The following is a 13,985-nucleotide window of genomic DNA, read 5'->3' on the forward strand; positions in this document are numbered from 1 at the left end:
CGGAAATCCGATGACGACTCTTCAGACGGTCTTCTCGAAGGCGCGTGCCGAGAACCGGGCCGCCCTCGTCGGCTACCTGCCGGCCGGTTTCCCCACCAAGGACGGGGCCGTCGCCGCCGCCACCGCCATGGTGGAGGCCGGGTGCGACGTGATCGAGATCGGCCTGCCGTACTCCGACCCGCTGATGGACGGCCCCACCATCCAGGACGCGGTCCACCGCTCCCTGGCCAACGGCACCCGCATCGCCGACGTGATGCGCACCGTCGAGGGCGTCGCCAAGACCGGCGCCGCGACCCTCGTCATGACGTACTGGAACCCGATCGACAGGTACGGCGCGGCCCGCTTCGCGCGCGACCTGGCGAACGCCGGCGGCGTCGGGACGATCACCCCGGACCTCACGCCGGAGGAGTCCGGCACGTGGCTCCAGGAGAGCAAGGACGCCGGCATCGACACCGTGTTCCTGGTGGCGCCCAGCTCGACCGAGGACCGGATCGGCAAGGTGGCCAAGATCTGCACCGGCTTCGTGTACGCCGCGTCCCTGATGGGCGTCACGGGCGCGCGCGATTCGGTCGGCTCCGCCGCCGAGGGCCTGGTCGCCCGGACCCGCCAGCACACCTCCCTGCCCGTCTGCGTCGGCCTCGGCGTCGGCACCGGCGCGCAGGCCGCCGAGGTGGCCGCCTACGCCGACGGAGTGATCGTCGGTTCGGCGTTCATCCGCCGCCTCCTCGACGCCCCGGACGAGGCGTCCGGGCTCGCGTCGGTGCGCGAGCTCGCGGCCGAGCTCGCCGCGGGCGTCCGCCGCTGACCGGTCGAGCCCGCCACGGTCGGGTGAGGACCGGTGAGCAGGGGCCGGCGAGCAGGGGCCGGCGGGGCCGGCTGGGGCCGCCTCAACAGGGGGGCCGCGCGCTTAACCGATGCTTATGCCGTCCATGATGTGGTGGGCTCCAAGTAATCTGCAGAGAACGTGGCCGCGGCTTTCCGAGTCGCGGCCAGACATCGTGACGGCAACGATGCTCACCCCGCCAGGAGACGATGGTGTTGACTTATGAGAAGGCCGCACCGGATCGATCGCGAGCCGAACATCCCGCGTTACCCTGGGTGACGACCGCTGCTCGGCTGGTCCTCGGGGCGGTGCTGATCGTCGCGGGCGGACTCAAGATCGGCGCACCCGCGCTCTCAGTGCAGGCAGTCAAGGCCTACCAGCTCCTGCCGGACTCGCTGGCCACCGCCATCGGGTACGGCCTGCCCATCCTTGAGATCGTCATTGGCGTGCTGCTGGCGGTCGGTCTGCTGACCAGGGTCTCGGCCGTGGTCGCCGGGCTGCTCATGCTGGCGTTCGTCGTCGGCATCGCCTCCGCGTGGGCACGCGGCCTGCGGATCGACTGCGGCTGCTTCGGCGGCGGGGGCGAGCTGGGCGCGGGTCAGGATCCCAACTATTTCTGGGAGATCCTTCGTGACTTCGGTCTGGTGATCGTCGCCGCGTGGATCTTCATCCGCCCACCGGGCCGCCTCGCGATGGACTCCGCACTCGGTCTGTCCGGGTCACGCGAGCCGCATCAGCCGGAAGGCGACATATTCCAGGGCGACGAGCCCAACGCATAGGGAGAGACCCATGAGCAAGGCGGCGAGGGACGCTTCGGTGCGAGAGCGCATCGCGGCGCAACGTGAAGCCCAGCGCAAGCAGGAGCAACGCAAGCGTCTAGCCACCATCATCACTGTCGTGGTAGTCGTGCTGGCCGTGATCGGCGGCGGCTGGTGGTACGCCGCGCAGCAGACCAAATCGGAGACTGTCGCCGGGGGGCTCGCCCCCGTGACGGTGCAGAGCGACGGTTCCGTCGTGATGGCCAAGGACGGTGTCACCGCGCCGGTGCTGGACGTCTACGAGGACCCGCAGTGCCCGGTCTGCAAGCAGCTTGAGGAGGTCAGCGGGCCGACCATCAAGAACCTCGCCGCCGAGGGCAAGGTCAAGGTCGTCTACCACCCGCTCACGATCTTCTCGCAGGAGCCGACCCGCTCGAACTCCCTGCGTGCTGCCTCCGCGCTCCGCTGCGTGCCCGACGGCAAGCAGTGGCTCGCCTTCCACGACAAGATCTTCAAGGAGCAGCCCGGCGAGACCGTCGAGGGTGGCTTCAAGGTCGACGAACTGGTGAAGTGGGGCCAGGACGTCGGCGTCACGGCGCCCGGCTTCGAGAGCTGCGTCAAGGAGCAGAAGCAGACCGCGGCCCACGAGCAGTACTCCACGAAGACGATGACGGACCAGAAGCTCGAGGGGACGCCGACGCTCAAGCTCAACGGCACCCAGATCGACATCAACACGACCTTCGTGCCGAGCGCGCTGCGCAAGGAGATCCTCGATGCCGCAGGCGCCAAGTAGGACAGATCGGGCCCGGGATCCCCGTGGCCCGTTCTCCACAGCGTTGCGTCGGGGCGGGCTAGTCTACGGTAACGTCCACTGACATGCCCCTCGCCTCGATTCCCAGCCCGTCTCAAGGGGTCTGGAACCTCGGACCGCTCCCCATCCGGGCGTACGCGCTGTGCATCGTGCTCGGCGTCATCGTCGCCGTCTGGATAGGGGAGCGCCGCTGGCGCGCCCGTGGCGGCGAGCCGGGAGCGATCACCGACCTCGCCGTCTGGGCCGTCCCGTTCGGCCTCGTCGGCGGGCGGCTCTACCACGTCATCACCGACTGGCAGCTCTACTTCGGTTCCGAGGCGCCCAACCGGCCGATCGACGCCCTCTTCATCTGGAAGGGCGGCCTCGGCATCTGGGGGGCGATCGCCCTCGGCGCCCTCGGGGTGTGGATCGCCTGCCGCCGCCGGGGCATCTCGTTCTCGGCGGTCGCGGACACCCTCGCCCCGGCCATCGCGGTGGCCCAGGCCATCGGCCGCTGGGGCAACTACTTCAACCAGGAGCTGTTCGGCGGCCCGACCACGCTGCCGTGGGGCCTGGAGATCGAGCCGGGCCGTCCCGGCACGGTTCCCGGCATCGACACCTACCACCCGACCTTCCTCTACGAGTCGCTGTGGGACCTCGCTCTCGCGGGGCTGCTGGTGCTCGCGGGCAGGCGGTTCGCCCTCCGCCACGGCCGCCTCTTCTCGCTGTACGTCGCGGGCTACACGCTCGGCCGGTTCTGGATCGAGGGCATGCGGGTCGACCCCGCCCACCAGATCCTCGGGCTCCGGCTGAACCAGTGGACCTCTGTGGTGATCTTCGTCTTGGCGATCGCCTACTTCTGGCTCACCCGTAACAAGACCGGCGAGGAGCCCCTCGGGGCCGAGCCGGGCGCGGATGACGGCCCGACCGACGGCCACGCCGACCCCGCGCATCCCCAGGATCAGGCCGATCCGGACGAGTCCGGGGCCGAGGCCGAGGCGGACGCCGCGGGCGGCGGTTCCGGCGGCGGCGTCCCCGGCGGTGCCGCGGATGACGGCACGACCGAGGGCACGGGCGAGGGCACGGGCGGTGGCGCGGCCGGCTCCGATCCTTCCGGCGAGACGTTCGTCGCGCCGGATCAGGGAGGGAGCCGGCGATGAGCGCCGATTCGGGGGTTCGCGCCGAGATCCACCACCAACACCGGGACGTCAACGGCGGCTGGCTGCGTCCCGCGGTGTTCGGGGCGATGGACGGCCTCGTCTCCAACTTCGCCCTCATCGCGGGCGTGGCGGGCGGCACGGCCGACACCAAGATCATCGCGCTCGCCGGGGTGGCCGGGCTCGCGGCCGGAGCCTTTTCCATGGCGGGCGGCGAGTACGTTTCGGTCGCCAGCCAGAGTGAGCTGGCCCAGGCGGAGATCGACATCGAGCGCCGCGAGCTCGAACGCAACCCGCAGGCCGAGGAGGACGAGCTCGCGCAGCTCTACGTGCAGCGCGGGGTCGATCCGGAGACGGCCAGAGAGGTCGCCCGGCAGATCTCCAGGAACCCGCAGAGCGCGCTGGAGGTGCACGCGCAGGCCGAGTTGGGCGTGGACCTCCACGACCTGCCCTCGCCCCTGCTCGCCGCGGTGTCCTCGTTCCTGTCCTTCACCGTGGGCGCCCTGATCCCGCTCCTGCCGTACCTGCTGGGCGTGCAGGGGCTGTTGGTGTCGGTGATCGCGTCGACGGTGGCGCTGTTCGGCGCGGGCGCGGTGGTGTCCCGGGTGACGGCGCGCACGTGGTGGTACAGCGGGCTGCGCCAGCTCCTGGTCGGCGCGGTGGCGGCGGCTCTCACCTGGGGCCTCGGGACGGCGGTCGGAGCAAGCGGTCTGTGACGAAGCGCAAGCGTCGTTCAACAGCGTCATCGGAACGCTGGACCAGCGACACCCTGGCCGAGCTCGGGATGAGCGTCACCAAGCAGCGGATCGTCATCGGTGTCGGATCCGCGGTGGCGCTCATCGCCTCCGCTCTCGTCCTGACCTTCGTGGTCAACATGATCGGGGCCGGTGACGTCCCGCCCGCGCGGGCGGGCGCCGGATCCCTCGGGGGGATCCGGCCCGCCGAGTACCAGGCCTGGCGGTCGCTGAAGCAGTTCGCGCCCATCGCCTACCGCAAGGCCGACGCTCAGCCCCTCACTCCGAAGGAGCTGTTTGGGGCACGCACTGTGACGGCCGGGAAGATCACCCTCAGGCGGGTCGGCTTCCACCTCGACCCGGGGTGCCGCGAGGCCGTGTGGGGCGCCGATCTGGTCGAGGAGCTGTCCAAGGCCGGATGCACGCAGATCGCGCGCGGTCTCTACACCAGCGCCGACGGTGCGTACGTCGCCCAATACGCCATGCTCAACCTCGCGGACGTCACGGCGGCCGACGGTCTGGTGGAGCAACTGAAAGCGCTCCACCTCGGCGGCTGGGTGCTGCCGATCGAGTCGGCCAAGGCCAAGTTCACCGGCTACACCGAGTCCAGCGGCCAGGCGATGGGCCACTACGTCGGCCTGGTCTGGATCGGCCGCACCGACGGCGCCGAGCCGGGCCCTGGAGATGACTTCGTGACGCTCGGCCTGGCCGTACGCGAGGTCGAGCGGGCGATCTACAAGCGGGTCGTCGCGGTCGCCGGTGTTCCCACGATCACCGTCAAGCCCGCACCGGGGGAGGAGACGGCCCAGCCGGCGGAGCCCGCTCCGGCGGACGCGTCGTCGTCGCCCTCGGCTTCGCCCTCTCCGGCGTCCCAATAGGCCGCCGGGGCGTTCGACGGCTCACCCGTCGGCCAGGCACCCCCCTACCGCCGCGACGAGCCGGTTGGCGCGCGCTTCGCCATGGCCGATCACCCGGTTGGCGACACAACCGAAGCCCGCCCCGAACTCGTCGTCCCCGAAGGCGAACTGGCCGCCCGCGCCGTCCCGGCCCATGAAGCCCCCAATTAATGACATATCGCTGCAATGCCTATGCATCCATGCCGGATGCCGAAATATGGGTATGAATCATGGTGTTGTAGTGTGCGAGCCGGACAGCCCGGATGTGCGTGCTCGCCGCGGCGCTCAAGGGGGAGCGGGGCCGCGGCGTTCGGGTGCGGGCCGCGACGAGGCGGCTCCACAGGCCGCGACGAGGCGGCTCCACAGGCCGCGACGAGGCGGCTCCACAGGCCGCGACGAGGCGGTCTTCCCGGGTGTGTCCGGTGCCCGCCGTCACCCCACTCCGAGACCGGAAAGCTGCGCGAAGCGGACCTGGTTGGGACTAATCGGGCAGGATGCGGTAGCCTTTACGCACCTATAACTGCAGCAGGGCCAACGTCGTCCCTCTGTTTCGAGCAGAAGATGACGACGGGAGGGATTCATGCCTGCTGCCCGCTTCGGCCATCCTGGAGGCTTTCCCCAGCCTCAGGGCCTGTACGACCCCGCGAACGAGCACGACGCCTGCGGTGTCGCCATGCTGGCGGACGTCGCCGGACGCCGCGGCCATGACATCGTCGCGAAGGCCCTGACCGCGATCCGCAACCTCGATCACCGGGGGGCGAGTGGCAGCGAGCCGGACACCGGCGACGGAGCCGGCATCCTGACGCAGGTCCCGGACGCGTTCTTCCGCGCGGTCGTGGCCGAGCTGGGATGGCGGAGTCCCCTCCCCGCCGAGGGCGCGTACGCCGCCGGTCTCGCCTTCCTTCCACACGACGAGCAGGCGCGCGGCGTGGCCGTCCGCCTGATCGAGGAGATCGCCGCCGAGGAGGGCGTCACCGTCCTGGGCTGGCGTGACGTGCCGATCGACGCCGCGCTTCCCGGGGCCGGCGCCCGCGCGGTCATGCCGGACTTCAAGCAGCTCTTCATCGCCTCTCCCGACGGCGAGACCGGCATCGCCCTCGACCGGCTGGCGTTCGCCTTCCGCAAGCGGGCCGAGCACGAGGCCGACGTCTACTTCGCCTCGCTGTCCAGCCGCACCGTCGTCTACAAGGGCATGCTGACCCCGCTGCAGCTTGAGGCGTTCTTCCCCGACCTGTCCGACGAGCGGTACGCCACCGCGATCGCCCTGGTCCACTCGCGGTTCTCCACCAACACGTTCCCGTCGTGGCCGCTCGCCCACCCCTACCGGTACATCGCCCACAACGGTGAGATCAACACCGTCAGGGGAAACAGGAACTGGATGCGCGCCCGCGAGGCGATGCTGTCCAGCGGTCTGATCCCCGGCGACATGGAGCGGCTGTTCCCGATCTGTCACCCCGACGGCTCGGACACCGCGTCCTTCGACGAGACGCTCGAACTGCTCCACCTCGGTGGCCGGTCGCTCCCGCACGCCGTGCTCATGATGATCCCGGAGGCGTGGGAGAACCACACCGAGATGGACCCCGCGCGGCGGGCGTTCTACGAGTTCCACTCCACCCTGATGGAGGCATGGGACGGCCCCGCGTCGATCACCTTCTCCGACGGCACCCTCGTCGGCGCCGTGCTCGACCGCAACGGCCTGCGCCCCGGGCGGTTCTGGGTCACCGACGACGGCCTGGTGGTGCTGGCCTCCGAGGCCGGCGTCCTGGCCGACATCCCGCAGGAGAAGGTGGTGCGCAAGGGCCGCCTCCAGCCCGGCAGGATGTTCCTCGTCGACACCGCCCGCGGCATGATCGTCGAGGATGACGAGATCAAGGCCGAGCTCGCCGCGGCCGAGCCGTACGCCGAGTGGCTGCACGCTGGGCTGGTCCGCTTCGAGGAGCTGCCCGCGCGCGAGCACGAGCACCCGACGCACGAGGCCCTCGTCAAGCGGCAGCAGACCTTCGGCTACACCGAGGAAGAGCTGCGGATCCTCCTCGCGCCGATGGCCCGCCACGGCTACGAGCCGATCGGGTCGATGGGCACCGACACGCCCGTCGCCGTGCTGAGCGAGAAGCCGCGCCTGCTCTTCGACTACTTCAGCCAGCTCTTCGCCCAGGTCACCAACCCGCCGCTGGACGCCATCCGCGAGGAGCTCGTCACCTCGCTGCAGTCGACCATCGGCCCCGAGGGCAACCTGCTCGACCCGGGCCCGGCCTCCTGCCGCCGGCTCGTGCTGCCCTACCCCGTGATCGACAACGACGAGCTCGCCAAGATCGTCCACATCAACGACGAGGGCGCGCTGCCGGGCTTCCAGCCGTACGTCGTCTCGGGCCTGTTCCACGTGGGCGGGGGCGGTGACGCGCTGCTGCGGCGGCTTCGGGAGATCCGCGAGGAGGTCTCGCGGGCCATCCAGGACGGCGCGCGGATCATCGTGCTGTCCGACCGGGGCTCCTCCCGCGAGAAGGCGCCGATCCCGTCGCTGCTGCTCACCGGCGCGGTGCACCACCACCTCATCCGGGAGAAGACCCGAACCCGCGTCGGCCTGGTCGTCGAGACCGGCGAGGCCCGCGAGTGCCACCACATGGCCCTCCTCGTCGGGTACGGCGCCAGCGCCGTCAACCCGTACCTCGCGATCGAGACCGTCGAGGACATGGTCGGGACCAGGCAAATCGCCGGGATCGAGCCGCGGGCGGCCGTGCGCCACCTCATCAAGGCGTACGGCAAGGGCGTCCTGAAGGTCATGTCCAAGATGGGCGTGTCCACGGTCGCCTCCTACACCGGCGCGCAGATCTTCGAGGCGCTCGGCCTGGGCGCCGAGGTCATCGACGAGTGCTTCACCGGGACCACCTCCCGGCTGGGCGGCGTCGGCTTCGACGTGCTCGCTCGCGAGTCGTTCGAGCGGCACCAGCGGGCCTATCCGCGCGCGGAGAACGCGCACCGGCGCCTTGATGTCGGCGGCGAGTACCAGTGGCGTCGCGAGGGCGAGCCGCACCTGTTCAACCCGACGACCGTCTTCAAGCTCCAGCACGCCACCCGCACCCGGCGGTACGAGATCTTCAAGGAGTACACCTCTCTGGTCGACGGCCAGTCCGAGCGGCTCATGACACTGCGCGGTCTGTTCCGGCTGCGTCCGGGCACTCCCGTGCCGATCGAGGAGGTGGAGCCGGTCGAGTCGATCGTCAAGCGGTTCTCCACCGGCGCCATGTCGTATGGCTCGATCTCTCTGGAGGCGCACGAGACCATCGCCATCGCCATGAACCGGCTGGGCGCCAAGTCCAACACCGGTGAGGGCGGCGAGGAACCCCAGAGGTTGTACGACCCGGCGCGGCGCAGCGCGGTCAAGCAGGTGGCCTCGGGCCGCTTCGGCGTGACCAGCGAGTACCTGGTGAACGCCGACGACCTGCAGATCAAGATGGCCCAGGGCGCCAAGCCCGGCGAGGGCGGCCAGCTTCCCGGCCACAAGGTCTACCCGTGGATCGCCAAGACCCGGCACTCCACGCCCGGCGTCGGCCTCATCTCGCCGCCGCCGCACCACGACATCTACTCGATCGAGGACCTGGCCCAGCTCATCCACGACCTCAAGAACGCCAACCCGCGGGCCCGCGTGCACGTGAAGCTGGTGTCCGAGGTCGGGGTCGGCACCGTGGCCGCGGGCGTGTCCAAGGCGCACGCCGACGTCGTGCTGATCTCCGGTCACGACGGCGGCACCGGCGCCTCGCCGCTGACGTCGGTCAAGCACGCGGGGACGCCGTGGGAGCTCGGCCTGGCCGAGACCCAGCAGACCCTGCTGCTCAACGGCCTGCGCGACCGCATCGTCGTCCAGGCCGACGGCCAGCTCAAGACCGGCCGTGACGTGATCGTCGCCGCGCTGCTCGGCGCCGAGGAGTTCGGCTTCGCCACCGCGCCCCTCGTCGTGTCCGGCTGCGTCATGATGCGGGTCTGCCACCTGGACACCTGCCCGGTCGGCGTCGCCACGCAGAACCCGGAGCTGCGCAAGCGCTTCAGCGGCAAGCCCGAGTTCGTGGTGAACTTCTTCGAGTTCATCGCGCAGGAGGTCCGCGAGTACCTCGCCCAGCTCGGCTTCCGCACGCTCGACGAGGCCGTCGGCCATGTCGAGAGGCTCGACACCACCGAGGCGGTCGACCACTGGAAGGCCGCGGGCCTGGACCTGGCGCCGATCCTGCACCAGCCGGAGCTGCCCGAGGGCACCCCGCGGCGCAGGGTCGTCGGGCAGGACCACGGCCTCGACCGGGCCCTGGACAACACGCTCATCCAACTCGCCGAGGGTGCGCTGGAGTACGGCGACCGGGTCACGCTCGAGCTGCCCATCCGCAACGTCAACCGCACGGTCGGCACCATGCTCGGCCACGAGGTGACCAGGCGCTACGGCGGCGCGGGCCTGCCCGACGGCACGATCGACGTGTCCTTCACCGGTTCCGCGGGCAACTCGTTCGGCGCCTTCGTGCCGCGCGGCATCACGCTGCGGCTCAACGGCGACGCCAACGACTACCTCGGCAAGGGCCTGTCCGGCGGCCGGCTGGTCGTGCGGCCGCACGCGGACGCGCCGTTCGCGGCCGAGACCCAGGTCGTCTCCGGCAACGTCGGGCTCTACGGAGCCACCTCCGGCGAGGTGTTCGTCCGGGGCATTGTGGGCGAGCGGTTCTGCGTGCGCAACTCCGGCGCGACCGCCGTCGTCGAGGGCGTCGGCGACCACGGCTGCGAGTACATGACCGGAGGCCGGGCCGTCGTCCTCGGGCCGACCGGCCGCAACTTCGCGGCCGGCATGTCCGGCGGCGTCGCGTACGTGCTCGACCTCAACGCCGAGCGGGTCAACCGCGAGATGGTCGCGATCGAGCCGTTGACCGAGGAGGACGCCGAGTTCCTCAGGGAGATCGTGGGCCGGCACCTCGCGGAGACCGGATCGGCCGTCGCCAAGGCGCTGCTGGCCGACTGGGACGCCGCCCTGGAGCGGTTCGGCAAGGTCATGCCGACCGACTACAAGCGGGTGCTCCAGGCCGCCGAGGCCGCCCGCGTCGAAGGCCGCGACATCGACGAGGCCGTCATGGCCGCAGCACAGGGGTGACGCCGGTGATCAACGGCCAGGCCGTCATGGGCTGCGACACAACCACCGCACACGGATAAGGGGGGTACACCGATGGCTGACCCGAAGGGTTTCCTCACGCACGACCGCGAGCTGCCGGCGCGCCGCCCGGTCGACGTGCGCATCCGCGACTGGCGGGAGGTCTACGAGGACTTCCCCAAGCCCGCGCTGACCAAGCAGGCTTCGCGCTGCATGGACTGCGGCATCCCGTTCTGCCACAACGGCTGCCCGCTCGGGAACCTCATCCCCGAGTGGAACGACCTGGTGTACCGGGACGACTGGCGGGACGCGGTCGAGCGGCTGCACGCCACCAACAACTTCCCGGAGTTCACCGGGCGCCTGTGCCCGGCCCCGTGTGAGGCGGCCTGCGTCCTCGGCATCAACGCCGACCCCGTCGCGATCAAGCGGGTCGAGGTCGAGATCATCGAGCGCGCCTTCGCGGAGGGCTGGGTCACCCCCCAGCCTCCGGAGGCGAAGACCGGCAAGCGCGTCGCCGTGGTGGGTTCGGGCCCGGCCGGGCTGGCCGCCGCCCAGCAGCTCACCCGCGCCGGGCACGACGTGGTCGTGTTCGAGCGGGCGGACCGGATCGGCGGCCTGCTCCGCTACGGGATCCCCGAGTTCAAGATGGAGAAGCGGCACCTCGACCGCCGTCTGGAGCAGATGAAGGCCGAGGGGACCGAGTTCCGCACCGGGGTGAACGTCGGCGTGGACGTCTCGGCCGACGAGCTCCGCGAGGAGTTCGACGCGATCGTGCTGGCGGGCGGGGCCACCGCCTGGCGCGACCTGCCGGTGCCCGGTCGCGACCTCAAGGGCGTCCACCAGGCCATGGAGTATCTCCCGCCCGCGAACCGGGACCTGGCCGAGTCGCCGATCTCGGCCAAGGACAGGCACGTCGTCGTGATCGGCGGCGGCGACACGGGCGCCGACTGCGTCGGCACGGCGATCCGGCAGGGGGCCGCCTCGGTCACCCAGCTGGAGATCATGCCGAGGCCGCCGGCGGCCCGCCCCGGCTCCCAGCCGTGGCCGACGTACCCGATGCTGTTCAAGATGGAGAGCGCGCACGAGGAGCTGGAGGCGGGCGCGGGCGACCGGGTCTACGCCGCCTCCACCACCGAGTTCCTCGGCGACGAGGACGGCCACGTCCGGGCCCTGCGCCTGGTCGACGTCGAGGGCCCGGCGGCCGGTTTCGCGCCGATCCCGGGCAGCGAGCGGAAGATCCCCGCTGAGCTGGTGACCCTGGCGATGGGTTTCCTCGGCCCGGAGAAGGGTCCGCTGCTCACCGGCCTCGCCGCGCTCGCCTCGCGTGACTTCTTCGACGCGCGCGGCAACGTGGCCCGCGGCGCCTCGTACGAGACCGCCGTGGACGGCGTCTTCGCCGCGGGCGACATGGGCCGCGGCCAGTCGCTGATCGTCTGGGCGATCGCCGAGGGCCGTTCGGCCGCCGCCGCGGTCGACGAGTACCTCGCCGGGCGCACCGCCCTGCCGGTCGCCATCCCTCCGACGGCGCGTCCGCTGCTCTGAGGCCCGTACGAACAGGCGTGATCACGCGGTCGGCCGCGTGATCACGTCTATTGTTGTGGGCCGGAGCCGCTCCTTCGCGCCCGCCGCTGGCGAAAACCGGACAAAACGGGAAAGTATCCCAGTATGGTCGATGGTGTGCTCTCGCTGTCAGGCCCCCGCCCGGTCGCGCGGGCCGGAACATGGGCAGGAACACGGGCAGGAACATGGGAAGGAACGAGGAGGGGTCGTTGAACGTACGGGGACGTCTCGCCGCCGCGGTCCTTTCTGTGACGCTGGCGGGCACGGTGGCGGGCACGGCGTGTTCGGCGCCTTCGGGGGCGGACCCGCGGACCGGTGACGCGCGGCCGACCGTGCCGCTTCATACGGGGGAGCACACGGCGACCGCCGCGGGACACCCCTCGGCCGGACAGATGGGGGAGTACCTCGTCTTCTACACCGAGGGCGCCCGGGAGGCGGCGGCGCGTGCCGTCACGGACAGCGGTGGCGTCGTCACGGGAGGAGATCCGCGGCTCGGCTACCTCCTGGCCCGGACCCCCGCTCCCGAGAAGGTCGGCGCGAGCCCCGCGGTCGTCGGCGTCACCGTCGACCGCCGGATCGGCGAGGCCGCCGCCCTCCCCGTTGCGGCCCCCCGCTCGGGGCGGGCCGCCGGGACCGCCGGGGCCGTCGGGGTACGGACCGCGTCCCGTGCGGCTACGCAGCCGGAGCCGCTCTCCGACCGCCAGTGGGACATGAAGATGATCGGCGCGACCGCGGACGGGTCGTATGCCACGGCCAGGGGCCGCCAGGTGCTCGTCGGTGTCATCGACACCGGGATCGACGGAAAGCACCCCGACATCGCGCCCAATTTCAACCGCGCGCTGAGCCGCAACTTCGTCACCGACCGGCCCAAGGACCCGAACGGCAGGACCTTCGACGGCCCCTGCGAGTACCAGAACTGCAAGGACCCCGTGGACGTGGACGACGACGGCCACGGCACGCACGTCGCCAGCACGATCGGCTCGCCGCTCAACGGCATCGGCGTCGGCGGGGTCGCCCCCGAGGTGTCGCTGGTCAACCTCCGCGCGGGCACCGACTCCGGCTTCTTCTTCCTCAAGCCCACGCTGGAGGCCCTGGCCTACGCCGCCGACAACGGCATCGCGGTGGTCAACATGAGCTTCTACGTGGACCCCTGGACGTTCAACTGCACGAACAACCCGCAGGACTCGCCCGCGGAGCGGCTCGAACAGCGCGGCATCATCGAGGGCATGCGCCGCGCCGTGGCCTACGCGCGCGGGCACGGCGTCACCCTGATCACTGCCATCGGCAACAGCGGCATCGACCTCGGCCATCCGGTCAAGGACATCGCGAGCCCCAATTACCCGCTCGGCGCCGAGCACGAGCGGAAGGTCGACAACACCTGCATCAACGTGCCGGCCGAGCTGGAGGGCGTGATCTCGGTCTCCGCGGTCGGCCCCACCGAGCGCAAGGCGTCCTACTCCGACTACGGCATCGAGCAGACCGACGTCGCCGCGCCCGGCGGCGACCTGTTCGCCAAGGACGCCCAGCTCAAGGGAGTGCGCAGGGAGGTCCTCGCCGCCGTCCCCGCCGGCCCGCTGCGAAAGAAGGGCCTCATCGACAGGCGCGGGATGCCCCAGGACCCGTCCGTGATCCGGGAGTGCCAGCACGGGGTCTGCGCCTACTACCAGTACCTCGAGGGCACCTCCATGGCCGCGCCGCACGCCACCGGCGTCGCCGCGATCATCATCGGCCGCTTCGGCAAGCCGGGCAAGGGCGGCCTCCAGATGGACCCCGCCGAGGTCGAGCGGATCCTGTACGCCACCGCGGTGCGGAAGTCCTGCCCCGAGCCTCGCACGTACAAGTACGGCCAGAACAACGTCCAGACCTGCGAGGGGGGCGCGGGGCGCAACGGCTTCTACGGCCACGGCGTCGTCAGCGCCTCGCGCGCCGCTACGTACACACGCTGACGGAAAACCGGGTTGCGGCCCGGGCGATTGGGTACTCTGTGCTGCGCACGTGCCACGCCGGGCGGCGCCGCGACGGCGGGCGACGGGTCCCGCACCGCTCCGTACGCGGGGCGACGGGGGACACCCAGGTGAGCGCGTTACGTCATTGACAATTTGGCCACAGCTCCATGTGCCGTCACTATCAAGTGGTCTGTACCAATTA

At 71.0% G+C, this 13,985-nt stretch carries 10 protein-coding genes; 9 read left to right on the forward strand and 1 reads right to left on the reverse strand.

Features of this window, described 5'->3' with window-relative positions; translation table 11 throughout:
• The first annotated feature begins 10 nt into the window (after positions 1–10).
• The 6 genes from trpA (at position 11) to QSK17_RS07225 (ending at position 5,140) form a co-directional block, all read left to right on the forward strand.
• Entirely contained in the window at positions 11–805 is a 795-nt protein-coding gene (gene trpA, locus QSK17_RS07200) for a tryptophan synthase subunit alpha (RefSeq protein ID WP_285703652.1), read from the forward strand.
• Positions 806–1,098: 293 nt separating this feature from the next.
• A complete protein-coding gene (locus QSK17_RS07205; RefSeq protein ID WP_285703653.1) occupies positions 1,099–1,602 on the forward strand; it encodes a DoxX family protein in 504 nt (167 codons plus the stop codon).
• A 10-nt stretch (positions 1,603–1,612) separates the two neighbouring features.
• The gene (locus QSK17_RS07210) at positions 1,613–2,374 is read left to right on the forward strand and encodes a DsbA family protein (protein WP_285703654.1); all 762 of its coding nucleotides are present in this window, start codon (positions 1,613–1,615) and stop codon (positions 2,372–2,374) included.
• A gap of 83 nt (positions 2,375–2,457) precedes the next feature.
• Positions 2,458–3,531, forward strand: coding sequence for a prolipoprotein diacylglyceryl transferase (gene lgt / locus QSK17_RS07215; protein WP_285703655.1), 1,074 nt, complete (start codon positions 2,458–2,460; stop codon positions 3,529–3,531).
• A complete protein-coding gene (locus tag QSK17_RS07220) occupies positions 3,528–4,244 on the forward strand; it encodes a VIT1/CCC1 transporter family protein (protein WP_285703656.1) in 717 nt (238 codons plus the stop codon). Before lgt ends, QSK17_RS07220 begins: the two co-directional genes overlap by 4 nt.
• Positions 4,241–5,140: a hypothetical protein gene (locus QSK17_RS07225; protein ID WP_285703657.1), complete on the forward strand. Its 900-nt coding sequence runs from the start codon at positions 4,241–4,243 to the stop codon at positions 5,138–5,140. Before QSK17_RS07220 ends, QSK17_RS07225 begins: the two co-directional genes overlap by 4 nt.
• 21 nt (positions 5,141–5,161) lie before the next feature.
• Here QSK17_RS07225 and QSK17_RS07230 read toward each other — a convergent pair whose 3' ends face one another.
• The gene (locus tag QSK17_RS07230) at positions 5,162–5,335 is read right to left on the reverse strand and encodes a hypothetical protein (protein WP_285703658.1); all 174 of its coding nucleotides are present in this window, start codon (positions 5,333–5,335) and stop codon (positions 5,162–5,164) included.
• A gap of 403 nt (positions 5,336–5,738) precedes the next feature.
• On the opposite strand from QSK17_RS07230, the gene gltB reads away from it, so the two are divergent.
• The 3 genes from gltB (at position 5,739) to QSK17_RS07245 (ending at position 13,783) form a co-directional block, all read left to right on the forward strand.
• Positions 5,739–10,280, forward strand: a complete 4,542-nt coding sequence (gltB, locus tag QSK17_RS07235; RefSeq protein WP_285703659.1) for a glutamate synthase large subunit — start codon at positions 5,739–5,741, stop codon at positions 10,278–10,280.
• A gap of 72 nt (positions 10,281–10,352) precedes the next feature.
• Positions 10,353–11,819: a glutamate synthase subunit beta gene (locus QSK17_RS07240; protein ID WP_285703660.1), complete on the forward strand. Its 1,467-nt coding sequence runs from the start codon at positions 10,353–10,355 to the stop codon at positions 11,817–11,819.
• A 227-nt stretch (positions 11,820–12,046) separates the two neighbouring features.
• Complete coding sequence (locus tag QSK17_RS07245) at positions 12,047–13,783, forward strand: S8 family peptidase (protein ID WP_285703661.1); 1,737 nt, start codon at positions 12,047–12,049, stop codon at positions 13,781–13,783.
• The last annotated feature ends 202 nt before the right edge of the window (positions 13,784–13,985 follow it).

Source organism: Microtetraspora sp. NBRC 16547 (assembly GCF_030268965.1).
Lineage (GTDB): Bacteria > Actinomycetota > Actinomycetes > Streptosporangiales > Streptosporangiaceae > Microtetraspora.